General features: G+C 63.7%; 26 protein-coding genes. 15 read left to right on the plus strand and 11 right to left on the minus strand.

The window, feature by feature from the left end:
• Nucleotides 1-27: 27 nt before the first annotated feature.
• Both AC6R19_RS18005 and AC6R19_RS18010 read left to right on the plus strand, forming a co-directional pair.
• A complete protein-coding gene (locus tag AC6R19_RS18005) occupies nt 28-858 on the plus strand; it encodes an ATP-grasp domain-containing protein (RefSeq protein WP_500581233.1) in 831 nt (276 codons plus the stop codon).
• Between the two features lie 166 nt (nt 859-1,024).
• The gene (locus AC6R19_RS18010) at nt 1,025-1,252 is read left to right on the plus strand and encodes a hypothetical protein (RefSeq protein ID WP_500581234.1); all 228 of its coding nucleotides are present in this window, start codon (nt 1,025-1,027) and stop codon (nt 1,250-1,252) included.
• Nucleotides 1,253-1,343: 91 nt separating this feature from the next.
• On the opposite strand, the gene AC6R19_RS18015 is transcribed toward AC6R19_RS18010, so the two are convergent.
• The 8 genes from AC6R19_RS18015 to AC6R19_RS18050 all read right to left on the minus strand — a co-directional run bounded on the left by AC6R19_RS18015 (nt 1,344) and on the right by AC6R19_RS18050 (nt 7,684).
• The gene (locus tag AC6R19_RS18015) at nt 1,344-2,105 is read right to left on the minus strand and encodes a TerC family protein (RefSeq protein WP_500581235.1); all 762 of its coding nucleotides are present in this window, start codon (nt 2,103-2,105) and stop codon (nt 1,344-1,346) included.
• A gap of 165 nt (nt 2,106-2,270) precedes the next feature.
• Entirely contained in the window at nt 2,271-2,657 is a 387-nt protein-coding gene (locus AC6R19_RS18020; protein ID WP_500581236.1) for a SpoIIAA family protein, read from the minus strand.
• A gap of 64 nt (nt 2,658-2,721) precedes the next feature.
• Entirely contained in the window at nt 2,722-3,441 is a 720-nt protein-coding gene (locus tag AC6R19_RS18025; protein ID WP_500581237.1) for an SIMPL domain-containing protein, read from the minus strand.
• 71 nt (nt 3,442-3,512) lie between these two features.
• Nucleotides 3,513-3,911 (minus strand): VOC family protein, encoded by a 399-nt coding sequence (locus AC6R19_RS18030; RefSeq protein ID WP_500581238.1) that lies wholly within the window; start codon nt 3,909-3,911, stop codon nt 3,513-3,515.
• A gap of 159 nt (nt 3,912-4,070) precedes the next feature.
• A complete protein-coding gene (locus tag AC6R19_RS18035; RefSeq protein ID WP_500581239.1) occupies nt 4,071-4,382 on the minus strand; it encodes a putative signal transducing protein in 312 nt (103 codons plus the stop codon).
• 63 nt (nt 4,383-4,445) lie between these two features.
• Nucleotides 4,446-4,841, minus strand: a complete 396-nt coding sequence (locus tag AC6R19_RS18040) for a hypothetical protein (RefSeq protein ID WP_500581240.1) — start codon at nt 4,839-4,841, stop codon at nt 4,446-4,448.
• 361 nt (nt 4,842-5,202) lie between these two features.
• Entirely contained in the window at nt 5,203-6,711 is a 1,509-nt protein-coding gene (locus tag AC6R19_RS18045; protein ID WP_500581241.1) for an aldehyde dehydrogenase, read from the minus strand.
• Nucleotides 6,712-7,021: 310 nt separating this feature from the next.
• On the minus strand, nt 7,022-7,684 hold the full coding sequence (locus tag AC6R19_RS18050; protein ID WP_500581242.1) for a fumarylacetoacetate hydrolase family protein: 663 nt from the start codon (nt 7,682-7,684) through the stop codon (nt 7,022-7,024).
• Between the two features lie 129 nt (nt 7,685-7,813).
• Here AC6R19_RS18050 and serA point away from each other — a divergent pair, with 129 nt between their 5' ends.
• The 6 genes from serA (at nt 7,814) to AC6R19_RS18080 (ending at nt 13,178) form a co-directional block, all read left to right on the plus strand.
• The gene (gene serA / locus AC6R19_RS18055) at nt 7,814-9,046 is read left to right on the plus strand and encodes a phosphoglycerate dehydrogenase (RefSeq protein WP_500581243.1); all 1,233 of its coding nucleotides are present in this window, start codon (nt 7,814-7,816) and stop codon (nt 9,044-9,046) included.
• A gap of 303 nt (nt 9,047-9,349) precedes the next feature.
• The gene (rarD, locus tag AC6R19_RS18060) at nt 9,350-10,258 is read left to right on the plus strand and encodes an EamA family transporter RarD (protein ID WP_500581244.1); all 909 of its coding nucleotides are present in this window, start codon (nt 9,350-9,352) and stop codon (nt 10,256-10,258) included.
• 68 nt (nt 10,259-10,326) lie between these two features.
• A complete protein-coding gene (locus AC6R19_RS18065) occupies nt 10,327-11,406 on the plus strand; it encodes a sensor histidine kinase (protein ID WP_500581245.1) in 1,080 nt (359 codons plus the stop codon).
• On the plus strand, nt 11,403-11,708 hold the full coding sequence (locus tag AC6R19_RS18070) for a LytR/AlgR family response regulator transcription factor (protein ID WP_500581246.1): 306 nt from the start codon (nt 11,403-11,405) through the stop codon (nt 11,706-11,708). Before AC6R19_RS18065 ends, AC6R19_RS18070 begins: the two co-directional genes overlap by 4 nt.
• Nucleotides 11,705-12,181: a LytR/AlgR family response regulator transcription factor gene (locus AC6R19_RS18075; protein ID WP_500581247.1), complete on the plus strand. Its 477-nt coding sequence runs from the start codon at nt 11,705-11,707 to the stop codon at nt 12,179-12,181. The genes AC6R19_RS18070 and AC6R19_RS18075 overlap by 4 nt, the downstream gene beginning before the upstream one ends.
• Nucleotides 12,182-12,320: 139 nt before the next feature.
• On the plus strand, nt 12,321-13,178 hold the full coding sequence (locus AC6R19_RS18080; protein WP_500581248.1) for a DUF2306 domain-containing protein: 858 nt from the start codon (nt 12,321-12,323) through the stop codon (nt 13,176-13,178).
• A gap of 150 nt (nt 13,179-13,328) precedes the next feature.
• On the opposite strand, the gene AC6R19_RS18085 is transcribed toward AC6R19_RS18080, so the two are convergent.
• The 3 genes from AC6R19_RS18085 to AC6R19_RS18095 all read right to left on the minus strand — a co-directional run bounded on the left by AC6R19_RS18085 (nt 13,329) and on the right by AC6R19_RS18095 (nt 16,781).
• Entirely contained in the window at nt 13,329-14,312 is a 984-nt protein-coding gene (locus AC6R19_RS18085; RefSeq protein WP_500581249.1) for an alpha/beta hydrolase, read from the minus strand.
• Between the two features lie 88 nt (nt 14,313-14,400).
• Nucleotides 14,401-15,468 (minus strand): class II fructose-bisphosphate aldolase, encoded by a 1,068-nt coding sequence (gene fba, locus AC6R19_RS18090; RefSeq protein ID WP_500581250.1) that lies wholly within the window; start codon nt 15,466-15,468, stop codon nt 14,401-14,403.
• 149 nt (nt 15,469-15,617) lie between these two features.
• Nucleotides 15,618-16,781, minus strand: coding sequence for a phosphoglycerate kinase (locus AC6R19_RS18095; RefSeq protein WP_500581251.1), 1,164 nt, complete (start codon nt 16,779-16,781; stop codon nt 15,618-15,620).
• 251 nt (nt 16,782-17,032) lie between these two features.
• On the opposite strand from AC6R19_RS18095, the gene AC6R19_RS18100 reads away from it, so the two are divergent.
• From AC6R19_RS18100 to AC6R19_RS18130, 7 genes are all read left to right on the plus strand, one after another.
• Nucleotides 17,033-17,806, plus strand: a complete 774-nt coding sequence (locus AC6R19_RS18100; protein ID WP_500581252.1) for an alpha/beta hydrolase family protein — start codon at nt 17,033-17,035, stop codon at nt 17,804-17,806.
• Complete coding sequence (locus AC6R19_RS18105; protein WP_500581253.1) at nt 17,806-18,003, plus strand: CPXCG motif-containing cysteine-rich protein; 198 nt, start codon at nt 17,806-17,808, stop codon at nt 18,001-18,003. Before AC6R19_RS18100 ends, AC6R19_RS18105 begins: the two co-directional genes overlap by 1 nt.
• A 130-nt stretch (nt 18,004-18,133) precedes the next feature.
• Nucleotides 18,134-18,532, plus strand: a complete 399-nt coding sequence (locus tag AC6R19_RS18110; RefSeq protein WP_500581254.1) for a globin — start codon at nt 18,134-18,136, stop codon at nt 18,530-18,532.
• A 235-nt stretch (nt 18,533-18,767) separates the two neighbouring features.
• A complete protein-coding gene (locus tag AC6R19_RS18115) occupies nt 18,768-21,605 on the plus strand; it encodes a M16 family metallopeptidase (protein WP_500581255.1) in 2,838 nt (945 codons plus the stop codon).
• 504 nt (nt 21,606-22,109) lie between these two features.
• Entirely contained in the window at nt 22,110-23,702 is a 1,593-nt protein-coding gene (locus AC6R19_RS18120; protein ID WP_500581256.1) for a S8 family serine peptidase, read from the plus strand.
• Nucleotides 23,703-23,819: 117 nt separating this feature from the next.
• Nucleotides 23,820-24,050, plus strand: coding sequence for a DUF350 domain-containing protein (locus AC6R19_RS18125; protein ID WP_500581257.1), 231 nt, complete (start codon nt 23,820-23,822; stop codon nt 24,048-24,050).
• A 5-nt stretch (nt 24,051-24,055) separates the two neighbouring features.
• Nucleotides 24,056-24,883, plus strand: coding sequence for a transglutaminase domain-containing protein (locus tag AC6R19_RS18130; RefSeq protein ID WP_500581258.1), 828 nt, complete (start codon nt 24,056-24,058; stop codon nt 24,881-24,883).
• The last annotated feature ends 58 nt before the right edge of the window (nt 24,884-24,941 follow it).

Consider the following 24,941-nt stretch of genomic DNA (forward strand, 5'->3'; position numbering starts at 1 on the left):
GCGTCGCAGTTTCACTCCCCCTACGAGATGTCCTGGGTCTCCTTTAATGTGTTCCGCACCCTGGGGTTCGCGGACACCCTGCAGTTAAAGCCGGAAGAGGTCTTCAAGTACAAGGCCGAGATAGGCGCCGCCGACTGGGTGCTCTTCCCGGAATACTGGCAGCTGAACGCGCTGGTCTACGGCCTGAAGGCGCGGGTATTCCCCAGCGAGGCCAGCTACCGGCTGGGCCACAACAAGATTGAGATGACCCGCGCCTTCGAGCTGGTTGCCCCCGCCAATACGCCCACTACGCGCATCCTCGCCAACACCCCGGAGAACGCCGCAGACCTCTGGGATGAGATGGACCAGCCCTTCGTGGCCAAGCTGCCCAAGGCCTCCCAGGGCAATGGGGTCTGGCTGATCGAATCCCCGCAGGACTGGCGGGACTACCTGGCCAGGGCCGACGTGCTCTATGTGCAGGAGCAGCTGCCGATAGACCGGGATATCCGCATAGTGATCATCGGCGACCAGGTGGTAGCCGCCTACTGGCGCCTGCAGGCGGCCCAGGGGTTCTACAACAATGTCTCCAAGGGCGGTTTCGTCGACCGCAGCCCGGTACCCCAGGCGGCCATCGACCTGGCCCTGCACCTGGCGCGCACGCTGGAGATCGACCACGCGGGCTTCGATATCGCCATGGTGGGCGAACATCCCTATGTGCTGGAATTCAACCGGCTGTTCGGCAACCAGGGCATCGAGGGCGGCGACGCCCGGCTGCGGGAGGTAATACTCGACTACCTTCTGCGGCAGTCGGTGCCCACCGGACCCAACTTTCCCAGCCGGCCCTCTTCGCCGCGCCGGCGGCTCAAGCGGGTGGCCTGATCCGCGCCACTGGTCCCATCGGTTCCCCACAGGTGGTGCTAACACCGCCGCCGCGGCCGCAGCATCTTATAAGCGCTCTGTGTCAGCCGGTCTCATGCTGCCCGCCGCCTGCGGCGGGAGACCGCATCGCTCAATAGAAAACTCATATAAAAAGCCAGGTGCGACTATGAAACCCTTCCCCAAACTGCGCTGGGCGCTGCTGGCGCCCGCCCTCGTTTTACCGCTGGCCGCGAATGCGGCCGCGGTTTTTTCCGACGATTTTTCCACTGGCGATATCAGCGGCTGGTCCACCTCCGGCACGGTGGACGCCTACAACAATGAATCCATCCGCCTGGGCGCCACTTTCACGGCGACCCGGGCGGTTTCCACCGACGGCGGCGGCAATACGCGGTGATCTCCAATGCCGGCAGCGCGGATCTGGTGATTGGCAGTACCAGCAACCCGGCCTCGCCCTACAAGTCTGATTCGGTGGAAGACGAGGGGCCTCAGCCCCGCTCGGCGTTTTCCTCGCGGTAGGGCTTGTGCAGTTCCACCGCCCTCGCCTGCTTCTTGCGCAGGCGCAGGTTGAGCATTTCCACTGCCACCGAGAAGGCCATGGCGAAGTAGATGTAGCCCTTGGGCACGTGCACGTCGAAGCCCTCGACGATCAGGGTCAGGCCGACCATGATCAGGAAGGACAGGGCGAGCATTTTTATTGTCGGATGGCGGTCGACGAAGTCGCCGATGGGCTTGGCGGCCACCAGCATCACGATCACCGCCAGCACGATCGCGATCGCCATGATGGAGATCTCGTCCACCAGGCCCACCGCGGTGATCACCGAGTCCAGCGAGAAGACGATATCCAGTATCGCGATCTGCAGCAGCACCATGCCGAAGCCGGCAGTGGCCACCGAACCGCCGCCGCCATCGACACCCTCCAGGCTGTTGTGGATCTCGTGGGTGGCCTTGGCGAGCAGGAAGAGGCCGCCGCCGACCAGGATGATGTCGCGGCCGGAGATCTCCATGCCGAACACCGTGAACCAGGGCTCCACCAGCCCCATGATCCATACGATGGAAAACAGCAGTGCCAGGCGCGTGACCATCGCCAGGGTCAGGCCGATAAAGCGCGCCGGTTCGCGCTGCTTCTCCGGCAAACGGCCGACGAGGATGGAGATAAAGATGATATTGTCGATGCCCAGGACGATTTCCAGCGCCGCCAGCGTCGCCAGCGCAATCCAGGCCTGCGGATCGGCCACCCATTCAAACATGTAAAATTTCCTTATCTGCAAAGGGGTAACTACTCGCCCCTCCCCCGTTTGCGGGGGAGGGGCCGGGGGCTCCGATCAGCTCCCTCTCCCTACCCCCTCCCCCAAAGGGGGAGAGGGGACTGTTGGGGTGAGTAGTCGGGGAGTTATTTGAATGGGCTTATTCTATTAGGCTTCGTGCAGCCAGGCCATGGCCTTCTCCTCGTCTTCGAAGTAGCGCGCCTCGCCGCCGATAAACCAGCTGCCCACCCTGGCGGACATCTCCTGCCAGCGGCGATTGCCGACCATGGCGACGCGGTTGAACTGGCGGCCGTGCTTGACCCCCAGCTTGAGGTCGTCCCAGGCCGCGCGCGGCTCCCACCCCTCCATTTCCGTCGCATCGAAGAAGACATTGATCTTCGGATGGTCCACGCCCTCGATGGCGGACTCCAGCATGGGCACCAGGGACTGGTAGTCGTCGTGGGTCAGCTTGCCGCGCACATGCATGGTCAGGAAAAACTCGCCCGACCCATCGCCGCGCTCCAGGCCGACGGAAATGCCGTGACGTTGCCTCATAAGCGACTCCCGCAACGGTGGTGGCAGTTCAGGCATTTATAGTGTCGCGGCAGGGCGGCGGCAATCAGTCGGAGAGATAGTATTCGACCGTGGAGACGACGCGCACCTTCTTGATATGGGGGTTGTTCTTGTCCCGGTCGCTGATGCTGAACTGGCCCTGGGAGGCGCGCTTGATCTTGCCCAGCACGCTATCCGAGTCCTCGGCGAATTTCTGTGCGACCTGTCGCGCCTCGACGGTGGCCTGTTCGACCATCTGCGGCTTGATGTCGTTGAGGCCGGTGAAGATGTATTCGATCTGGCCCTGGTAGTTGCCCTGGGAGAAGGCGATGCCCTCCTTGCCCAGATTCGCCAGCCTGTCCATGGCCGCGCGCACCTTGTCCACCTGCTCCGAATAGACGGTCACCGTCTGCAGTGCGGTGTAGCGGAACTCGGCCTTCTGGCCGCCGCCGTACTGCTGCGCGGACTTGTCGGTGATCGCCGGCATCGACACGGACACCGCCTCCGGCGCTATGCCCTGCTCACCGAGGAATTTCTCGATGCGCTCGCTTCTACTGGCGATGCCCTGGTAGAGGGACGGCAGATCGTTGCTGGCGGCGGTGAACTGGATCGGCCAGATCACGATATCCGCCGGCACCTCCCGCTCCGCCAGGCCCTTGACGGTGACGGTGCGCTCGTAACCCTTGAATTTTTCCACCGCGCTGCCGAGCAGGTAGCCGAGGGCGGCAAGGCCCAGCAGTATGCCGGTGCCGAGGAGCAGGGCGGGGGTCGCATTTTGTGATTTCATTGTTGTTCCCATATTTTTCGGTTGCCGCCGGGAGGGCGAACACAAGGTTCGCCCGGCGGAGCCGCGGGCAACTACTGGCAGATCTCGTCGTAACCGCGACCGCGAAACTCCAGCAGGCAGAAGCCGTGGCCGAAGGGATCGGACAGGCCGGCGATCGCCCCCCAGTCATTGACCCGGATCTGTCCCTCCAGTTTCGCGCCGGCGGCCAGCGCCCGCTCCACCGCGGCCTCCACGTCGTCCACCACCATATCCAGGTGCAACGGCGTCCAGTGGCGCTGGTAATCCCGCCGCCGTTCGCCGGCGGCGAGGGAGCCGGCCTCCTTCGCCAGCAGGTAGAGGGGCGCGTTGCCGCCGAGCATCTCCATCCCGGAAGCGCCGAAGCTGCGGCCCGGGCGCAGGCCGAAGGCGTCGCGGTAGAAAGCGATCGCCCGCTCCAGGTCGTCGACGTCGATATTGATCAGGAATTGCATTTGAATCTCCGCTCTGCGAGCCGCACAAACTCTTTCGGCTGGCATGGTACCAGGCCCTGATGCCGGTGGCCGTCCGGGAAATATTTACCGATGAGGTTTTTTGCCGGGCGGCCACCGGCAGCAGGGCCGATCGGAGCCCTCCGCCTGCCGGCATTGGACTCAAGAGCCGCCGGCCGGCCGCGGCTGCTCGCAGTTCCAGCAGTAATCGAAGGCCGCACCGTTTTCCTCACCGCACTCGCGGCAGCGCCAGGACAGCTGTCCCGCCTCGGCGTCGGCGAGCAGCTGGCGGGCGCGCTCGTAGTCCCGCTCCCGCTCGAGCCAGAGTTCCGGCCACACCTGGTTCGGCGCCAGCTCGCCGGAGGCGCCCTGGGCAAATTCGTTTTTCAGGAATACCGGAATGCCGGCGACTTCGAGCTTGCTCTTCGCCAGTTCCACCAGCAGGCGGTTCTCGTGGGTGTAGATCAGTTTCATCAATAAAAAAGGGCCGCTTGTGCGACCCTGAGAGTAACAGCCCCGATCGGCAACTCAAATCTTTTAGCGCGGCTCTTTGCTGGTCAATTTTTTGTCGACCACGGGACAGTCCGCGCCTTCGCAGCTCTCCCCGGCGGCAAGGGTCCCGATTTCGATCGTGGTATCGACAGCCCCCAGGCCGACGCGTCCGGCGACCGTCGCCCTGCCGCTGGTACTGGCGATGTATTCCTGTACCACCCTGCCGAGACTGTTTCTCTGCACCGCCAGTCTCTGCCCCGCCTTGACTTTTTCGCCGCGGCACACGAACAGCTGTATCCAGTCGCCGCGCGTTCGATCAACCTTCGCGCCTTCGACAGGGACCAGCCCGTCTATTTCGCCGAATAGCTGGCCCGGCGCGGCTGCGGCTGCGGCTGTAGCCGCAGGCAGTGACACCAGTAAAAACAGCAGAGCAAACTTCACCCGCATTCTCCCACGCAATCGCAGAAACAGTGCGGCGGACAGGACTACCCGCCGCGGTGAGCGTGTCGCCAGATACCCTCTGATTCAGGTATAGACGGGGAACAATATTCGCGCCAATCGAACGCGGGAACCGGGCAATAAAAAAGGGCCGCGATTGCGGCCCGAAATTTTAGGAGTCAAAAACGAAAGCGCGGAATCAGCCCAAATCGAAGAATTTGAATTGATTACGGCGTAGCGAACGGGTGGCTGGTGGTGGCCGCCGGAGCGCAGGCACCGGAGCGTACTTCAGTACGTGAGGATTCGACCGGGCTGGCGCACCAGCACCGCCGGACGCCGCCAGGCGCACGCGCAGTAGGCGTAATCAGCTCAAATCGATCCAGGTGGACTTCAGCTCGCAGTACTTGTCCAGCGCATGCAGGGACTTGTCGCGGCCGTTGCCGGACTGCTTGAAGCCGCCGAAGGGCACGGTGATGTCGCCGCCGAAGTAGTTGTTCACCCACACGGAGCCGGCGCGGATGTCGCGGGCCATGCGGTGGGCGCGGCCGAGGTTGTGGGTCCAGATGCCGGCGGCGAGGCCGTAGATGGAGTCGTTGGCGATGCGCAGCGCCTCCTCCTCGGTCTCGAACTCGATCACCGCCAGTACCGGGCCGAAGATCTCCTCGCGGGCGATGGTCATATTGCCGGTCACGCCGCGGAATACGGTGGGCTCGAAGTAGTGGCCGCCGGCCACGGCGTCCGCCGGCTTGCCGCCGCACACCAGGGTCGCGCCCTGCTCCAGGCCCTTGGCCACGTAGAACTCGACGGTGTCGAACTGGCTCTGGTCGATCAGGGCCCCCATGACGGTATTGGGGTCCTGCGGGTGGCCGGGCACAAAGCGCTCGCTGGCCTTTTTCACTTTCCCGATGAACTCGTCGGCGATGGATTTCTCCACCAGCAGGCGCGAGCCGGCGGTGCAGGTCTCGCCCTGGTTGTAGAAGATGGCCAGGGCAGCGGCCTCGGCGGCCTTGTCCAGATCCGCGTCGGCAAAGACGATATTGGGGCTCTTGCCGCCCAGTTCGAGGAAGGTGCGCTTCAGGTTCGACTGGCCGGAGTACTCGGTCAGGGTCTTGCCCACTTCGGTGGAGCCGGTGAAGGTGAGGCAGTCGATATCCATATGCAGGCCCAGGGCCTTGCCCAGGCTGGAGCCAGGTCCCGGCAGCACGTTCAGCACGCCGTCCGGCAGGCCGGCCTCCCTGGCCAGGCCGGCCAGCTTGATCGCAGTCAGCGGGGTGTTGGAGGCGGGCTTCAGGATCACGCTGTTGCCGGTGGCCAGCGCCGGCCCCAGTTTCCAGGCGGTGGTGGAGAGCGGGAAGTTCCAGGGCACAATCGCCGCGACCACCCCCAGCGGCATGCGCTGCACCAGGGCCAGCTCGTTGGGGCCGGTGGGGGCGACTTCGTCGTAGACCTTGTCGATGGCCTCGCCGCTCCAGCGGATGGTGGTGACGGCGCCGGGCACGTCCACGTTCATGGTGTCAGAGATCGGCTTGCCGGCGTCCAGGCTCTCCAGCAGCGCGATTTCCACCTTGTTCTGCTCGATCAGCTCGGCGAAGCGCACCAGGATCTTTTTGCGCTCCATCGGCGGCATGTGGGACCAGACGCCGGACTCGAAGGTCTCGCGGGCGGCCTTGACCGCCAGTTCGGCGTCCTCGGGGCCGCAGCTGGCCACCTGGGCCAGTTCCTGACCGTCCGCCGGGTTGATGGTGGGGCGGGTTTGGCCTCCCAGGGCGTCCACATACTCGCCGTTGATAAAGGCGCGGCCCTCGATCTCGAGCCCGGCCGCCAGGGCCTGCCACTCCTGCAGGGTTTGGGGAGTTTGTTGTTGCGCTGACATGGCACACCTCTTATCAAAGTTGAATGATTGTTCGGTTTATATCGAAAATGTGATCACAAATCAAAGGGTATCAGAAGTCTTGTCGTAACCGCCAGGCTCTGCCGGGCGAACACAAGGTTCGTCTCTACAGCGCTCTCTCGTCATTCCGGCGCAGGCCGGAACCCAGGTGTCACCAAACTGGATACCGGTACCGGATCAAGTCCGGCACAGGCTATGCGCCGGTATGACGAACCAATGAAAGCTTGTTCTGGAACAGAGTAGCTGCCTGATTGCATTCATTGCCCCTGCGGCGCTGCCCTTCGACCTTCTTTCAGGCCACGCTCGTCTCCACCCGCAGCCAGTCGTCCTCCAGCTGCATCGCGATGCCGTCGCCGTGCAGCAGTTCGCCGACGCCGGCGGGGGTGCCGGTAAGCACCACGTCGCCGGGCTCCAGGGTGAAATGGCTGCTGGTATAGGCCACCAGGTCGAGAATCGGCGTCAGCATATGGGCTGTTTTGCCGCGCTGGCGCAACTCGCTGTTCAGCCACAGAGAGTAGGTGAGATTGTCCCAGTCCGGTGCCCAGTCCAACTTCACGAAGGGCGATAGGGGGCAGGCGCCGTCGAAGCCCTTGGCCTTCTCCCAGGGATGACCGGCCTTTTTCAGCTGCGACTGCAGGTCGCGCAGGGTCAGGTCCAGGGCCAGGCCCAGCCCGACTATGGCCGCCGGCACCTCGGACGCATTGGCGTCGGTGAGCCGATCGCCGATCAGCAGCGCCAGCTCCCCCTCGAAGTGACAGCCGCCGCGGCCCGCCGGCAGGTGGATGGGCTCGGCCATCGGCACGGCCGCTGTGGCCGGCTTGATGAACAGCAGCGGGTCCTCCGGTATCGGGTTGTCCAGCTCGGCGGCGTGATCGGCGTAGTTGCGGCCGACACAGACGATCTTGCCCAGGTCCAGGTTGGTCTCGGTGCCGCAGGTGAATTGATGTCGGTACATAATCAAATTAGATACTTAGGATAGACATTTCGAATAAAGCGCCACAGGGCGCTTGTGGTATGATCGCGCCCTCGCCGGAAGCCGGCAGAGTCTACCCTTTTCCCGTCGCCCACCGTCAAGAGAGTGTATATGGCTCCACAAACCTCACTGCAAAAGGACAAGATTCGCATACTGCTGCTGGAAGGTGTGCACCAGTCCGCCATCGACCTGCTGGCGTCCCGCGGCTACACCAATGTGGAGTACGTGAAGACCTCCCTGCCGGAAGAGCAGTTGATCGAGAAGATCGCCGACGCCCACTTTATCGGCATCCGCTCCCGCACCCAGCTGACCCGCAAGGTGCTGGAGAATGCGCCCAAGCTGATCGCCATCGGCTGCTTCTGCATCGGCACCAACCAGGTGGACCTGAAGGCCGCCACCGAGCTGGGCATAGCGGTATTCAACGCGCCCTACTCCAACACCCGCAGCGTGGCGGAACTGATCATTGCCGAGACCATCTTCATGCTGCGCGGCATTCCGGAGAAGAACGCCGTCTGCCACCGCGGCGGCTGGATGAAGTCCGCCGCCGGCTCCTTCGAGGCCCGCGGCAAGACCCTGGGTCTCGTCGGCTACGGCGCCATCGGCTCCCAGGTGTCGGTGATGGCCGAGGCCATGGGCATGCGCGTGATCTTCTACGACGTGATCACCAAGCTGCCCCTGGGCAACGCCACCCAGGTCAACAGCCTCGACGAGCTGCTGGGCGAGGCGGACGTGGTATCCCTGCACGTGCCGGAGCTGCCGTCCACCAAGATGATGATCGGCCCCAGGCAGATTGCCCATATGAAGCCCGGCGCAATCCTGCTGAACGCCTCCCGCGGCACCGTGGTGGATATCGATGCGCTGGCAAACGCACTGAAGAGCGGCCACCTGGCCGGCGCGGCCATCGATGTGTTCCCGGTGGAGCCGCGCGGTAACGACGACGAGTTCGTGTCGCCCCTGCGCGGTATCGACAACGCGCTGCTGACGCCCCACGTGGGCGGCTCCACCATGGAGGCGCAGGAGAATATCGGCATAGAGGTCGCGGAGAAACTGGCCCACTATTCCGACAACGGCACCACCACCGGCTCGGTCAACTTCCCGGAAGTGGCCCTGCCGGGCCATGTGGGCGTGCACCGGCTGCTGCACATCCACAAGAATGTGCCCGGCGTGCTCAGCGCCATCAACCAGGTGTTCTCGGAAAACAATATCAACATCTCCGCGCAGTTCCTGCAGACCAACGAGACCCTCGGTTACGTGGTCATCGACGTGGATGCGGAGTACTCGGACCTGGCGCTGGAGAAACTGAAGAACGTGCCCAACACCCTGCGTTGCCGCGTGCTCTTCTAACTCAATTTTCGGAGTTCACGGGAACTGCTGGCCCCAAAGGGAGATGCCTTCGAGCGGCCTGCTGCCGGTGCCACCCGGAGGTTTCCTGTCCTCGATGTAAACTCCGAAACTTGAGTTCTAAATATTTCTCCTCACCCTGTAGGAGCGGCCGCTGGCCGATTGTGTGCTCCATGCACAATCGGCATTCCCGCCATCCATGGCGGCTGCCGCGATAGAGATTGATCGCGGCCAGCGGCCACTCCTACAATTGCGCTTTCACTCGGCGGGCCCGCGGCCCGCGCCCCCACAACCAGGTGTACCCCCTTGCGCAATCACGACTCCGCCGCGACCGGCCTGCTGGCCGGCATTGCCGCCTTTCTCTTCTGGGGACTGGCGCCGCTGTACTTCAAGCTGCTGGATGGTATTCCCTCGACGGAAATACTGGCCCACCGCAGTATCTGGGCGCTGCTGCTGGCGCTCGCGATCCTGCTGCTGATCGGCAAGTTCCCCGATTTCACCACCACATTGCGCGATGGCAGGAAGATGCGCACCCTGGCCCTGTCGGCGCTGCTGATCGGCAGCAACTGGCTGGTGTTCATCTGGGCCATCACCAACGACCACCTGCTGGATGCGAGCCTCGGCTACTACATCAACCCGCTGATTTCTGTGCTGCTCGGTGTGCTGGTGCTGGGGGAGCGGCTGCGGCGACTGCAGTGGCTGGCGGTGGGGCTGGCAGCGGCGGGCATCGCCCACGATCTCCTGCAGTTCGGACGCCTGCCGGTGGTGGCCATTTACCTGGCGCTCTCCTTCGGTTTCTACGGCCTGGTGCGCAAGCGCGCACCGGTGGACAGCCTCACCGGGCTCGCGGTGGAGACCCTGTACATGTTTCCGCTGGCCCTGGCCTACCTGTTCTGGAGCGACAGCCCCAGCAGCAACCTGTTCAACAACAGCTGGCAACTGAACGGCCTGCTGTTGCTGGCCGGCCCCATCACCCTGACACCACTGCTGCTGTTCAACATCGCCGCGCGCCGCCTGAACCTGTCCACCGTCGGCTTCCTGCAGTACCTGGCACCGACACTGCAGCTGCTGCTCGCCACCCTGGCGTTCGGCGAACCCTTCGGCGAGGGCAAGCTGGTCACCTTCGCGCTGGTGTGGCTGGGGCTGCTGCTCTATTCCTTCGATGCGCTGGCGCAGCGGCGGAAACTGCAGCTGCAGAGAAAAGCCGTAGCCTGACCGGCGGCAGCGTCTCCCCGCGGAATATGTGAGAATGGCGGCAGGTTAATAAAAACTCGTCGCCAACCATGAGCAACAGCCTGTCTCTCACGCTTCCCACCGCACTGCTGCCGAGCTGGCGGCGGCTGCACACCGTGCTGGTCGCTTCGCTGCTGTGGAGCCTGTTGCTGTTCGCTGTGCACTGGCAGAGCCCCTATCCGGGACTGCTGCTGCGCACCACCTCCGCCGGACTGGTAGCCCTGCTGGTGTTCTGCCTGCTGGAACTCTGGCCGCAGCGACTGCCGCACCGACTGGCGCGCTGGGTACTGCAGGTGCTCGGCGTGGCCACTTCCATTCCCCTGACCCTGCTGGCCTTCTATATCGCCTCCACCGAAGCGGGCGCGCCGCCCTTCTGGGAGGACCGGCACCGCCTGATCGGCTTTGCGATGTTGGCAATGAGCGGACTCCTGTTCGCTCCCTGGATCGCCATGTCCGCATTGATGCGCCAGCGGGATGAGACGGTGCGCAGCCAGGCCCGGGCCTTCGAGCGCGAGCGCGGCGAGTTGGAGCGGCAGGCCCTGGATGCCCGCCTGCGCCTGCTGCAGGCACAGGTGACGCCGCACTTCCTGTTCAACACCCTGGCCAATGTGCGCGAACTGGTGGAGTCCGCCTCGCCCAGGGCGCCGGCGCTGCTGGACAGCCTGATCGCCTACCTGCGCGCGGCGGTGCCGCGCCTGCACCAGTCGGACAGTTCGGCCGGGCGGGAACTGGAACTGGTGCGCGCCTACCTGGAGCTGATGCAGATGCGCATGCCCGACCGCCTGCAGTTTTCACTGTCCGCGGACGAGGCTGTGCGAAAAATTCACTGCCCGCCGATGGCGCTGCTGACCCTGGTGGAAAACGCGGTGCGCCACGGCATAGATCCCAGTGAGGAGGGCGGCCGCATCGACGTGCGCCTGCGGCTGCGCGACGGGCGCTGCCTGGCGGAGGTCGCGGATAGCGGCGTGGGCATACAGTCCGGGGCCGGCGGACTCAGCACCGGGCTCTCCACCCTGCGCGAGCGGCTGCGGCTGACCTTCGGCGGCGATGCGTCGCTGAAGCTGGTCGCGCTGGAACCCCGGGGACTGCTGGCGGAAATAGAATTTCCCGCGCGGGAGTGTGCACAGTGAACAGACACCCCACAGCCCTGATTACAGAAGACGAGCCGCTGCTGCGCCAGTCCCTCCGCCGCCAGTTGGCGGCGCTGTGGCCGGAACTGGAAATCGTCGCCGAGGCGCGCAACGGCCGCGAGGCCGCGGCGCAATTCGAGGCGTTGCAACCGGACATCTGCTTTCTCGATGTGCAAATGCCGGGCATCTCCGGCGTCGAGGCGGCGCAGCAGATAGGCCGCCGCGCCCACCTGGTGTTCGTCACCGCCTTCGATACATACGCGGTCGAGGCCTTTGCGCAGGGGCACTGGACTATCTGGTGAAACCGGTGGAAGCGGAGCGCCTGGCAGATACCGTGGCACGCCTGCAGGAGCGGCTGCGCTCGGCAGTGCCGGCACCGGATACCGAAGCCCTGCTGGCGCAACTGGCCGCTCGCCTGGCGCCGAAACTGGAGCCGGCAACCCTGCGCTGGATTCGCGCCTCCGTCGGCCAAGCGCTGCGCCTGATTCCAGTGGACGACGTGGATTTCCTGCGCGCCGACGAGAAATACACCCTGGTGGCCTGGCGCGACGGCGACAGGCCGGTCGAGGCCCTCATCCGCACGCCGCTGAAAGAGCTGCTGGCCCAGCTGGATCCGCAGCACTTCGCGCAGGTGCACCGCTCGGTGGTCATCAACCTGCGCGCCATCAAACAGATCACCCGCAATCCCAACGATACCGCGAACATCCACCTGAAAAGCCGCAGCGAGGTGCTGCCGGTCAGCCGCAGCTACCTGCACCTGTTCCGGCAGATGTAAGCAGCCGCACACCATCCGTCACTTTATAGCGTCTTTCACGGCACGGAATCCGCGCGTCGTCACACTGTATCTGGAGACCGCCCGGCCGACCAAATAGATTCGCAGGCGAATACACGCAGACGCAAAAGGAGAGGATGCGATGACCACGGCTTCCAGCAGTGCACTCCGCACTAGCAACCAGATTTCAACAGGCACTATCACTGACATCCGCGCCCGCAGGGCGCTGAAGACAGCCGCCATTACTTGGTTGGCTGTCGCCGTCACCGGCCAGTTAATGATGGCGGTTTACGTAATCGGCTTTTACCTGAGCGCGGTTCTCGATGGCGGTTGGGTGCGCTGGAACAGGTTGCCGGTCGGCTTGATTGAAGGAGACGGCGTCCGCAACCTGATATTGTTTTCTCACCTGCTGTTCGTCACTGTCGTAGTGGTTTCCAGCGCAATACAACTTCTGCCAATCATTCGACGCCGCTGGCCCCACCTCCACCACTGGAACGGTCGTCTGTACATAGTCGCTGCCCTGGTTATGGGGCTCGGTGGTTTGTACCTGGAGCTGAGCCACAAAATGCCAATTGGCGATCTCTCTTTGGGCATCGCTATTTCCATCAATGCCCTGCTGATACTGGGTTTTGCTGCCGCTGCCCTCCGCTATGCCTTGGTGCGAGACTTCGACCACCATATGCGCTGGGCACTGCGACTATTTCTGGCGATGGGCGGGGTCTGGTTCTTTCGAATAGGGCTGAACTTCTGGCTACTGATCAATCAGGGGCCGGTGGGTTTCGATCCGAAAACCTTAACAGGCCCCTTCGTGACCTTCCTCGGTTTCGCCCAGTACCTGTTGCCACTGGCGATACTGGAACTGTACTTCCGCGCGCGGGACAGCCACTCTGTACACGCTCAGCAGTGGATGACCGCATGCCTGGGGCTCGCCATCCTGGTCACCGCCACCGGAATATTCGCGACGTCGATGATGATGTGGCTGCCGCGTTTGGCGGCCTGAGTGCCACAAACAACCCGGGCGAACACAAGACAGATTTTTGCGTCCGGCCGCTCCAGGCATTCACGGCGCCTGCGGCCCTGCAAAATCTGCATTTCCGCTGGGCGGCACTCCGTCATCCATGGCGGTCGTTCGCCCCTACGGATCGGCCCGTTATGCATTCAGCCAGTCGTCCAGCGCCTTGAGTATCTGGTGCCGGTAGGGCTGGGTCTCGTTGATCATCTGGTGGCGGGCGCCGCGGACTATGACGCGCTTGCTGTTGGGGAAGCGGTCTCGTATCGCGCGCATGTTGTAGCGCCAGGAGACCGTCTCGTCGCCGGTGCCCTGCACAACCAGGATGGGCTTGGGATTTTTCGCGGTTTTGGGGAAGGTCTTCAGCCAGTCCACCATGGCGCCGAGCCAGCGCATCGACATCACCGGTGACTGCAGCGGGTCCCGGTGCGCCTGGCGGCGCGCGAACTCGGCGTCGTGGGTGTTGATGTTGAAGCCGCGGTCGGGGGCTACCAGGAAGAAGCGCCCCAGGTAGTACATCCACTTGCGCACATGCCAGCGCGCCGGGCGCACCAGCGGCGCCAGCAGGAAAACCTTGTCGAATGGCTGCCAGCAGCTGTACTGGAGGTAGGCCAACAGTGCCGCGCCGCCGGTGCTCTGGCCCAGGGCGTGCCAGGGGCCGGGCAGTTTGTCGCGGGCAATCTGCAACAGGCTGTCCAGCACCTGGCGGTACTGCAGGAAGGTATCGATCGCCACCGGTTCGCCGCTGGAGAGGCCGTGACCGGGGAAGTCGAAGATCACCACATTGAGGTCGCGCTCCAGGCCGAAACGCACCGCCGCGCCGTAGATGCCGGTGTGGTCGAAATAGCCGTGGCAGATAAACAGGGTACCGCGGGGCCTTTCCACCAGCCAGTACTGGGCCACCAGCTCGAAACCGGCGGCGGTGAAGGTGCCGACGCCGGTCGCGCTCGCCAGCGGGAATTGCAGGTCGTAGTAGTTGCGGTATTCCTGCAGCGCAGGGAGCAGCGGCCCCTCGTCATGGCTACTGAAATCCAGCGCCGGCAGCTGCTCGCGCAGGGCCGAATAGTCCGGGCGTTTGATGACCGGGCTGTGCTCGAGGGTGGTGATATCTTGCAGTAGGTCCATTGGTTTAATGGTACTGCATTTTGATTGGGGCGGCTGCGCGGTAAACCTGTAGGGGCGAACACAAGGTTCGCCCCTGCAGGTAAACGCCTCAGGCGTTTACCTGCGGCTCCAGCTCGCCGGCGTCGTAGCGCTGGCTCATGGCGTCGAGCCCAATCGGGCGTATCTTGCTGGCGTTGCCGGCGGTGCCGAAGGCCTCGTAGCGGGCGATGCAGATATCCTTCATCGCCTTGACGGTTTCCTTGAGGAATTTGCGCGGGTCGAACTCGGACGGGTTCTGGGCCAGGAAGCGGCGGGTGGCGCCGGTGGAGGCCAGGCGCAGGTCGGTGTCGATGTTGACCTTGCGCACGCCGTGCTTGATGCCCTCGCAGATCTGCTCGACGGGCACGCCGTAGGTCTCCGGGATCTCGCCGCCGAACTCGTTGATGACCTTCAGCCACTCCTGCGGCACCGAGGAGGAGCCGTGCATCACCAGGTGGGTGCCGGGAATACGCGCGTGGATTTCCCTGATGCGGTCTATGGCGAGGATGTCGCCGGTGGGCGGGCGGGTGAACTTGTAGGCGCCGTGGCTGGTGCCGCAGGCGATCGCCAGGGCGTCCACCTTGGTCTTCTGCACGAAGTCCGCGGCCTCTTCCGGATCGGTCAGCAGCTGGTCGTGGGACAGTACGCCCTCGGCGCCGACACCGTCTTCCTCGCCGGCCATGCCGGTTTCCAGGGAACCCAGGCAGCCCAGCTCGCCCTCGACGGACACGCCGCAGGCGTGCGCCATATCCACCGCGCGGCGGGTGACGTCGATGTTGTAGTCGTAGGAGGCCGGCGTCTTGCCGTCCTCCTGCAGGGAGCCGTCCATCATCACCGAGCTGAAGCCCAGTTGGATGGAGCGCTGGCACACCGCCGGGCTGGTGCCGTGGTCCTGGTGCATCACCACCGGGATTTCCGGGAACTCCTCGATGGCGGCCAGGATCAGGTGGCGCAGGAAGGGCGCGCCGGCGTATTTGCGCGCACCGGCGGAGGCCTGCACGATCACAGGGGAATCGGTCTGCTGTGCCGCCTCCATGATCGCGCGCATCTGTTCCAGGTTGTTGACGTTGAACGCCGGCACGCCGTAGCCGTATTCGGCGGCGTGGTCCAGCAGTTGGCGCAAGCTGATAAGGGCCATGGAAATTTCCTTTCTCGTCTAAACGTAAAAATTTTTGTTGTTATTTCGTCACCCCGGCGCAGGCCGGGGTCCAGGGCTCTTCGGCACTGGTTTCCGGCCTGCGCCGGAAAGACGATAGATAGATCAATCGTCGGCGCGGCTTTTTTGCCTCAATCGCCGGCGCGGCTTTCGAGAATCTCTACCGCCGGCAGTTTCTTGCCCTCCACATACTCCAGGAAGGCGCCGCCGCCGGTGGAGATATAGGAGACCTTGTCGGTGATGCCGTACTTGTCCACCGCGGCCAGGGTGTCGCCGCCGCCGGCGATGGAGAAGGCATCGCTGTCGGCGATGGCCCTGGACAGCCGCTCGGTGCCGCCGCCGAACTGGTCGAACTCGAACACCCCCACCGGGCCGTTCCAGATAATGGTCTTGGCTTCTTTGAGGATCTCCGCCAGCCTGGCGGAGGAGTCGGGGCCGATATCGAAAATCATATCGTCCTCGGCGACTTCATCGGCGGGCTTGGTCTCGGCGGCGGCGGTCTCGGAGAATTCCACACCGGTCACCACGTCCACCGGCAGCGGGATATCGCACTTGTCCATCAGCGCTTTGGCGGTGTCCACCAGGTCGTGCTCGCACAGGGACTTGCCCACCGGCTTGCCTGCGGCGGCGAGGAAGGTGTTGGCGATGCCGCCGCCGACGATCAGCTGGTCCACCTTGTCGGCGAGGGTCTCCAGCACGGTCAGCTTGGTGGACACCTTGGAACCGCCGACGATGGCGACCAGGGGGCGCGCGGGATTGGCCAGGGCTTTTTCCAGCGCGTCCAGCTCCGCGGCCAGCAGCGGGCCGGCACAGGCCACCGGGGCGAACCTGGCCACGCCGTGGGTGGAGGCCTGGGCGCGGTGGGCGGTGCCGAAGGCGTCCATCACGAAGATGTCACAGAGGCCTGCATAGGCCCTGGCCAGCTCCTCGTCGTCCTTCTTCTCGCCGGGATTGAAGCGCACGTTTTCAAGCAGGGCCACCTCGCCGTCGGCCAGCTCGACACCGTCGCGCCACTCCTTGACCAGCTTCACCTCGCGGCCGAGCAGCTTGCCCAGGTGCGCGGCCACCGGGGCCAGGGAGAACGCCTCCTCGTACTCGCCCTCGGTGGGGCGGCCCAGGTGGGACATCAGCAGCACCCTGGCGCCGGCGTCCATCGCGGCCCGGATGCTGGGGAGCGCGGCGCGGATGCGCACATCGGAAGTGACAGCCCCGTCTTTGACCGGAACGTTCAGGTCTTCGCGGATCAGGACGCGCTTGCCCGCCAGTTCCAGATCCGTCATCAATTTAACCGCCATTCGCCAATCCCCCTGCTGTGAATGTGCCAGTAACAATAAAAAGTAACTGTAGAAAAGTGGGCGCGGATTATAAGCCCTTGTACCGGGCCGCGCCCACCGGCCGGCGGCCCGCGCGGAGTATATCAAGCCGTTCTGTAGTTGAATTACCACAGGGCCTGCACATGTATTGATAACGCTGTCATTTCATCCCACTCCCCGGTCGGTACAATTGCGCCGACGATCGAGGCTTTTATCCAGCGAGGGGCGCGCATATGTCAAAGAGGCACAAGGTCAAGTTCCCCGGCAGCAGCGGCGCCCGCCTGGCCGGCATCCTGGAGATGCCGGAACAGGGAGAGCCGCGGGCCTATGCGCTCTTCGCCCACTGCTTCACCTGCGGCAAGGACGTGCTCTCGGCCTCGCGCATAGCGCGCCGGCTGGCGGACCTGGGCATCGCGGTACTGCGCTTCGACTTCACAGGCCTCGGCGCCAGCGAGGGCGACTTCGCCGAGACCAACTTCTCCTCCAACGTCCAGGACCTGCTCTGCGCCGCGGACTTCCTGCATCGCGAGCACCACCCGGTGGACCTGCTGATCGGCCACAGCCTCGGCGGCGCCGCGGTGCTGGCCGCCGCCGGCGATATAAAGGAGGCCAAGGCCATAGTCACCATCGCCGCCCCGTCGGACCCGGATCACGTGATCAAGCAGTTCGCCTGCGCCATCGACACCATCCGGCAGCAGGGCCAGGCGCAGGTGGAACTGGCGGGGCGGCCCTTCACCATCAGGAAGCAGTTCCTCGACGACCTGGACAGGCACCGGATGGGTTATATCCGCGAGTTGGGCCGGCCGCTGCTGATCTACCATTCCCCGCTGGACCAGACGGTATCTATCGACGAGGCGGCGGAGATCTACAACCGCGCCCTGCACCCGAAGAGCTTTATCAGCCTGGACCGCGCCGACCACCTGCTGACCCGGCGCGGGGACGCCGACTATGTGGCCAACACCCTGGCCGCCTGGGCCGAGCCCTACCTGCCGAAGGGCACCGGCTGATGCAGGCCCTCAAGGAGTACAGCGGCAGTTGTCCCTATTGCGGCGAGACGATCTCCCTGCTGGTGGACTACTCGGCGGGCGCCCAGCGCTATATAGAGGACTGCTTCGTCTGCTGCCGCCCGATACTGGTCATGCTGATCGAATCGGCGGACGGGTCCATCGAGGTCAGCCTGCGCCACGAGAACGAGACCGACTGAAGCCGCCCACGCCACTCCCATCAAAAAATCCTTGCGCCCGCCCCGCCCGCCGCTAGAATCCGCGCAACAAATCCATACAAATACCATGGTTATTGGCCGCCGGCATTTTCCGGTCCAGGGAGTATCCGCAATGGAAACCACCGATAGTGATATCGTCTTTCAGAGCTACGGGCGCTGCTGCAACAACGAACAATTTTTTGTCGACTTCTACGATCGCTTTATGGGTAGTTCCGACGAGGTCCGCGCGATGTTTGTCGATACCGATATGAAGCAGCAGCGCCATCTGCTGCGCAACGGCATCATGCAGCTGGTGCTGCACGCCCGCGGCATGCCGGACACCAAGCTGCGCGCCCTGGGGCAGAGCCATTCCCGCAACGGCTACAACATAAGCCCCGACCTCTACCGCCTGTGGCTGGATGCGCTGTTGGACACACTGCGCCGCCACGACCCGGCGTTTTCCGACGATATCGACAGCGCCTGGCGCCGGGCACTCCAGCCGGGTATCGAACTGATTCGCGGGGCCTACTGAGGGCGGTTTGCCAGCCCTGCGGCGGCCCTGTATAAAGTCCGGGCGAAAAGCTGTCATTCCCGAACGCGTGTAAAAGGCGGGAAGACGCCCGCGATTTTCGGCTCACGGATGTGCCGCCACCGGTCGCAGAGGCCGGTGCAGAACGACAATAATCAGAATAATTTGCCTCGGTTTTGTCGGCGGTCTCCGAAGTGCGGAATGGCAGCTTCAGGATAACCAGAACAAGGAAACCGCTATGAAAGCCCTGAAACCCCACTGGATTCCGCTGGCGCTGTCGCTGGCCATCGCCGGCTGCGGCGAGGCACCGAAATCCGGACCGGCCGCCGACACCGCCGCAAGTTCCCCCGCGACACCCGTCACCGCGACGCAGACGACCACCGAGGCACTGCGTATCCCCTACGAGAAATTCACCCTGCCCAACGGCCTGCGCGTGATAGTGCACGAGGACCGCAAGGCGCCGATCGTGTCCGTGGGGGTCTGGTACCACGTGGGTTCCAAGGATGAGAAGCCCGGGCGCACCGGCTTCGCGCACCTGTTCGAGCACCTGATGTTCAACGGCTCGGAAAACTACGACGACGAATTCTTCAAGCCCTTCGAGCAGGCCGGCGCCACCGGCATGAACGGCACTACGTGGCTGGATCGCACCAACTATTTCGAGACAGTGCCGTCCAACGCGCTGGATATGGCCCTGTGGATGGAATCCGACCGCATGGGCCACCTGCTCGGCGTCATCACCCAGGAGAAGCTGGACGAGCAGCGCGGCGTGGTGCAGAACGAGAAGCGCCAGGGCCAGAACCAGCCCTACGGCAAGGTCTGGGAAAAAATGCAGGCGGCCATCTTCCCCGAGGGTCACCCCTATTCCTGGACCACCATCGGCTCAATGGAGGACCTGAACGCAGCCGCGCTGGAGGACGTGCACGAGTGGTTCAAGACCTACTACGGCGCCGCCAACACTGTGCTGGTGCTGGCCGGCGACATAGACGTCGAGACGGCGAAGGAAAAGGTCAACAAATACTTCGCCGACATCCCCGCCGGGCCACCGCTGATCAAGAAGAAGGCCTGGATTGCCAAGCGCGAGGAATCCAAGCGTGAGCAGATGTTCGACCGCGTCGCCCAGTCGCGCATCTACAAGGTCTGGAACACTCCCAACCTGGGCCACGAGGATGCCAATGCGGTGTCCCTGGCGGCCGCGGTCCTCGGTGACGGCAAGAACTCGCGCCTGTATGAGCGCCTGGTGTACAAGGACCAGATCGCCACCAGCGTGAACGTCGCCCTCTACGAATTCGAGCTGTCGTCGATATTCCAGGTCATCGCCGATGCCAAGCCCGGTGTCGAGCTGACCAAAGTGGAGGCGGCCATCGAGGAGGAGCTGCAGCGCTTCCTGAAAGAGGGCCCGACCGCAGAGGAGCTGGCGCGGGTGAATATGAGCGAGTACGCCGCTTACGCGCGCGACCTGGAGCAGGTGGGTGGCTGGAGCGGCAAGGGCGTGATCCTGGCCCGCGGCGAGCTCTACCTGAACAACCCCAACGGCTACCTGGACGCCGTGGCCGAAAAGCAGCAGCTGACCCCGCAACAGGTACAGGCCGCCGCGCATGAATGGCTGTCGAGCGGCGACTACAATCTGGAGGTGCACCCCTTCCCCGAGTACAAGGTGGCGGACACCGGCGCCGACAGGTCCAGGCTGCCGGACACCGGCGAATTCCCTTCGGTACCCTTCCCGGAACTGCAGACTGCGGAGCTCTCCAACAGCCTGAAGGTGATACTGGCGGAGCGCAACTCGGTGCCGGTGGTGGATATGCGCCTGATTTTTGACGCCGGCTACGCTGCCGACCAGGGCAAGAAGCTGGGCACCTCCAGCTACGCCATGTCGATGCTGAAGGAGGGCACCGCCGGGCTGAGCGCGCTGGAGATCAGTGCCAAGGAGGAGATGCTGGGCGCGCGCATCGGCGCCGGTGCGGATATCGACACCGCCACCGTGAGCCTGAATGCGCTGACCGCCAACCTGGATGAATCCATGGCGCTCTTCGCCGACATAGTACTGAACCCCGCCTTCTCCGACGAGGAGATAGAGCGCAAGCGCGGCCGCTGGATCGCCGGCATACAGCAGGAGAAGACCAAACCGGTGCAGATGGCCCTGCGCAGCCTGCCGCCGCTGCTCTACGGTGCGGACCACGCCTACGGCGTTCCGTTTACCGGCAGCGGCACCGAGGCCTCCATCGAATCGCTGACCCGCGACGACCTGGTCGAATACCACCAGACCTGGATGCGCCCGGACAACGCCACCCTGGTGGCGGTGGGCGATATCACCATGGATGCGCTGGTGCAGAAACTGGAAAACCACTTCGCCGACTGGCGCGCGCCGCAGAGCGCGCTGCCGCAGAAGAACCTGGCGAAAGTGGCGCATCCGGAAAAGGCCAGCGTCTTCCTGATCGACAAGCCGGATTCCGAGCAGTCCATCATCATCGGCGGCCTGCTGGCACCCTCGGAGAAGATTCCGAACCGCGAGGCGCTACATATGATGAACGACATCCTCGGCGGCACCTTCACCGCGCGTATCAATATGAACCTGCGCGAGGAGAAGCACTGGGCCTACGGTGCCTACTCCTTCCTGACCGGCGCCAAGGGCCAGCAGCCGCTGCTGGTCTACGCCCCGGTGCAGACTGACAAGACCAGCGAGTCCCTGGCGGAGCTGCAGAGGGAGCTGCGGGCCTATATCGGCAGCGAGCCGGCCATGGCTGAGGAGCTGCAGAAGGTGAAGGCCAAACGCATCAACGAGCTGCCCGGGCGCTTCGAGACCATAACCGCGGTTTCCGGCGCGGTTTCCGATATGGTGACCTACGAGCGCCCGCTGGATTACATGGACGACTACGCCGAGCAGATTCGCGGCGCCGGCCTGGACAGTATCCACGAGCTGGCGCGCGAGACGATCAAGCCGGAGCAGTTTGTCTGGGTGATCGTCGGCGACAAGAAAAAGATCGAGAAAGGAATCAGTGATCTGGAAATAGGCCCGATTGCCGAGCTTGATGCCGATGGCAATCCCATCGGTGAGAGTGTGGCAGCCGGAGGACGCTAACCAGCTCCCGAGCCGACCTGCAGCCCCGGTCTACCGGCGGCTGCAGGCGCCCTGCGCTACATCGCCGGGATTCAGCAGTTAAAGCCCCGCGATCGCTAATCGATAGCTATCGGAATAAAGAAGGACAAACCGAAAACCAGAAAGAGAATTTTCGCGCCAGGCATTGCAATTCCGATCACTGGAATCGGGTAACCAGGGCATGCATATCCTAAAAAATGCAGCACAGGCGTACCAGAATTTTTCACAATCTCGATGAATTTGACGAATCGGAACCTCCCCACCTCAGTGAAATACGCGCCAATTAGCCACCAAATACTAAATTTGCCAAGGCCGTCACGAGCCTGAAACTTTTTAGTTGGCACCAGCCGACAAATTGATATTTTTCGATTTCCTCCACCAGCAGTCGGTACTGCCGTTCCCGATCGAAAAATCCGGATCGCAGGTCACCGGGTGGTCTTCAAACCAATAACGATAAATATTCAGACCCATTCTGGAGCATTACCAATGAGAAACCCTTTATCACCCACAGGTGCCCTGTCGATATTCGCCGCCGGCGCTATTGCGCTGGCCGTGTCCGCGCAGACACATGCCGCAGATGATCGCTATATCATCAAATTCAAGGAGGGCAAGGGCCCCGCAGTCAAAGCGCAAATGAAGCAGCACGGCGGCCGCGTCGCCCTCGGCCTGGAGAAGCGCAACGCCGTGGCCGCACACCTGCCCGCGAAAGCCCTGCAAGCATTGCGCAACAACCCCAACGTCGAATATGTCGAAGAGGACGCGAAGCGCTACCTGATGGCCCAGGAAGTCCCCTTCGGCATCCCGATGGTGCAGGCTGACCTGGTCAGCGACGGCGTGGCCGGCAACCGCACTGTCTGTATCATCGATTCCGGCTACGACATCTCCCACGAGGACCTGTCCGGCAACGCCGTGACCGGCACCAACGACTCCGGCACCGGCAACTGGTACGAAGACCAGAACAGCCACGGCACCCACGTGGCCGGCACCATCGCCGCGATGAACAACAGCGTCGGCGTCGTCGGCGTGCTGCCGAACAGCAATATCAACCTGCATATCGTCAAGGTGTTCAATGCCGACGGCTGGGGCTACTCTTCATCCCTGGTGCACGCAGCGGATACCTGTGCCGCCAACGGCGCCAACGTGATCAACATGAGCCTGGGCGGCAGTTTCAAGTCAAAGACCGAAGAGCGCGCCTTCGCCGATCTCTACAACACCAACGGCGTCCTCTCCATCGCCGCCGCCGGCAACGATGGCGACACCAGCCACTCCTACCCGGCCTCCTACGACGCCGTGGTTTCCGTGGCGGCGGTAGACAGCAACAAAGTGGTGGCCGACTTCTCCCAGCAGACCAACCAGGTCGAGCTGTCCGGCCCGGGCGTGGACGTGCTGTCCACCGTACCGGTGGGCATGGGCCGCAACACCGACCTGACCGTCGCCGGGGCGGCGGTGGAAGCCGCCGGAATGGACGGCAGCCCGGTAGCCTCCGCCACCGGCGCCCTGGCCGACTGCGGCACCGCCGAGTCCGCCTGCACCGCTGCCGCCGGCAAGGTGTGCCTGATCCAGCGCGGCAATATCAGCTTCGCCGACAAGGTGCTGAACTGCGAGGCCGGTGGCGGCATCGCCGCGGTGATCTACAACAACGAGCCGGGCATGCTCTACGGCACCCTGGGCGATACAGTGACCTCCATTCCCTCCGCCGGTATCTCCGACACCGACGGCACGGCGCTGCTGAACCAGCTGGGTGCCAGTACCACCCTGAACGTGGAGGCCAGTGACTACGCCTACTTCAACGGCACCTCCATGGCAACTCCCCACGTGGCCGGTGTTGCCGCACTGGTGTGGAGTCACTATCCGAACTGCGCCCCCGGTGAAATCCGTGCGGCCCTGAATGCGACCGCGGAGGACCTGGGCGCGGCCGGTCGCGACAACGCCTACGGTTACGGCCTGGTGCAGGCCAAGGCCGCGGTGGACTACCTGGCGGTCAACGCCTGTACCGGCACCAACCCCGGTGATGGCGGCGGCACAGGCGGTGGCGGCAACGGTGGCGGCAACGGTGGCGGCGGTCCGAAAAACAAGTAACCGCTTGCTTGCAGGATAAAAAGGGGCCTTCGGGCCCCTTTCCTTTTGTGCTCCCCGGCCTCCATTCCTCCCTTTCTATGGTTTAATAGCCGGCCGATTTATTTAAGAAAGAGAGATATGGAACTGGAATTTCTCACCGCCACCCTGTTTAACCTGGGCATGAATCTGCTCTACACGCTGCTGGCCCTGTTTATCGGTATCATTGCGCTGGTTGCCATCGACAAGAAGTTGCTAAAACACGTGGATATCGAAGGTGAACTGAAGAACGGCAACATCGCCGTGGCCATCTTCGCCTCGACGATACTGATCTTCGTCGCCCTCATTATCTCCTTCGGGCTCAAGGGCTGAGCGGCATGCGCGGCTGGCTGGTCATCGGCTGCCTGGGGGTTGCACTGGTAGCGCCGGATATTGCCCTGCGCCTGGCGCAGCGACAGGAGGCAGCCCAGGTCGGGCAGCAGATCGACGAAGCCCTGGATCGGCAGCTGAATATCGACGCCCCGGGCGACGCGGGCAGGGACCGCCAGTACGGCGTGGTGCGGGTACAGGGCACCAGCCGGCCGCTGCCAGAGGAGACCATCCAGCAGATAGTCGCCAGGCGCAGCCTCGAGCAGAGTGCCTATGTGTCGGTGTGGAACTGGCAGGGCATAGAGCAGGCCACTGCCTCGGCCCGCGGCCTGGACCAGAAACACCACTTCGCCAACAGCTACCTGGTCGGCTTCCGCCCCTTCAAGACCAGGCAGCTCTGGGTGCCCCTCTACACCCTGGCCATCCGCAAGGAGTACCAGTACGACCACCTGCAGTACGCCGGCCTCGCCGATATCTGGCAGACCTCGCGCCAGGCCTTCTACCAGAAGCGCGGCGACTGCGAGGACCACGCGATACTGCTGGCGGACTGGCTGATCGAACTGGGCGTGGACGCGCGGGTGGCGCTGGGCACCCACAAGGGCCAGGGCCACGCCTGGGTGGTGGCCATCGTGGATGACCAGGAATACCTGCTGGAGGCCACCAGCAAGCGTCGCCTGTCCAACTGGCAGGCGCTGCCGCTGGCGGAGCTGGCCGAGGGCTACGATGCGGAGTTCCAGTTCAACAGGAATTTTTTCTGGGCAAAAAAGGGGGCCGGCCCGACCAGAAAATACCGCGGCAGCCACTGGATAAAGAAATCGCAGTTTATCCGCAGCTGATCTGTGTTTTCCTGTAGGAGCCTGCTTGCAGGCGGCCAAATCGCCTGGAGCGATTTGG

This window comes from Microbulbifer sp. SE14 (assembly GCF_059834885.1).

Coding starts and splice junctions, on each gene's coding strand:
- fba (WP_500581250.1), bottom strand. CDS start 15,468: ATGGCCCTTATCAGCTTGCGCCAACTGCTGGACCACGCCGCCGAATAC.
- serA (WP_500581243.1), top strand. CDS start 7,814: ATGGCTCCACAAACCTCACTGCAAAAGGACAAGATTCGCATACTGCTG.
- AC6R19_RS18045 (WP_500581241.1), bottom strand. CDS start 6,711: ATGTCAGCGCAACAACAAACTCCCCAAACCCTGCAGGAGTGGCAGGCC.
- AC6R19_RS18050 (WP_500581242.1), bottom strand. CDS start 7,684: ATGTACCGACATCAATTCACCTGCGGCACCGAGACCAACCTGGACCTG.
- AC6R19_RS18010 (WP_500581234.1), top strand. CDS start 1,025: ATGAAACCCTTCCCCAAACTGCGCTGGGCGCTGCTGGCGCCCGCCCTC.
- AC6R19_RS18025 (WP_500581237.1), bottom strand. CDS start 3,441: ATGAAATCACAAAATGCGACCCCCGCCCTGCTCCTCGGCACCGGCATA.
- AC6R19_RS18035 (WP_500581239.1), bottom strand. CDS start 4,382: ATGAAACTGATCTACACCCACGAGAACCGCCTGCTGGTGGAACTGGCG.
- AC6R19_RS18065 (WP_500581245.1), top strand. CDS start 10,327: ATGAGCAACAGCCTGTCTCTCACGCTTCCCACCGCACTGCTGCCGAGC.
- AC6R19_RS18030 (WP_500581238.1), bottom strand. CDS start 3,911: ATGCAATTCCTGATCAATATCGACGTCGACGACCTGGAGCGGGCGATC.
- AC6R19_RS18105 (WP_500581253.1), top strand. CDS start 17,806: ATGCAGGCCCTCAAGGAGTACAGCGGCAGTTGTCCCTATTGCGGCGAG.
- AC6R19_RS18125 (WP_500581257.1), top strand. CDS start 23,820: ATGGAACTGGAATTTCTCACCGCCACCCTGTTTAACCTGGGCATGAAT.
- AC6R19_RS18015 (WP_500581235.1), bottom strand. CDS start 2,105: ATGTTTGAATGGGTGGCCGATCCGCAGGCCTGGATTGCGCTGGCGACG.
- AC6R19_RS18085 (WP_500581249.1), bottom strand. CDS start 14,312: ATGGACCTACTGCAAGATATCACCACCCTCGAGCACAGCCCGGTCATC.
- AC6R19_RS18100 (WP_500581252.1), top strand. CDS start 17,033: ATGTCAAAGAGGCACAAGGTCAAGTTCCCCGGCAGCAGCGGCGCCCGC.
- AC6R19_RS18020 (WP_500581236.1), bottom strand. CDS start 2,657: ATGAGGCAACGTCACGGCATTTCCGTCGGCCTGGAGCGCGGCGATGGG.
- AC6R19_RS18130 (WP_500581258.1), top strand. CDS start 24,056: ATGCGCGGCTGGCTGGTCATCGGCTGCCTGGGGGTTGCACTGGTAGCG.
- AC6R19_RS18080 (WP_500581248.1), top strand. CDS start 12,321: ATGACCACGGCTTCCAGCAGTGCACTCCGCACTAGCAACCAGATTTCA.
- AC6R19_RS18110 (WP_500581254.1), top strand. CDS start 18,134: ATGGAAACCACCGATAGTGATATCGTCTTTCAGAGCTACGGGCGCTGC.
- AC6R19_RS18120 (WP_500581256.1), top strand. CDS start 22,110: ATGAGAAACCCTTTATCACCCACAGGTGCCCTGTCGATATTCGCCGCC.
- AC6R19_RS18115 (WP_500581255.1), top strand. CDS start 18,768: ATGAAAGCCCTGAAACCCCACTGGATTCCGCTGGCGCTGTCGCTGGCC.
- AC6R19_RS18005 (WP_500581233.1), top strand. CDS start 28: ATGTCCTGGGTCTCCTTTAATGTGTTCCGCACCCTGGGGTTCGCGGAC.
- AC6R19_RS18095 (WP_500581251.1), bottom strand. CDS start 16,781: ATGGCGGTTAAATTGATGACGGATCTGGAACTGGCGGGCAAGCGCGTC.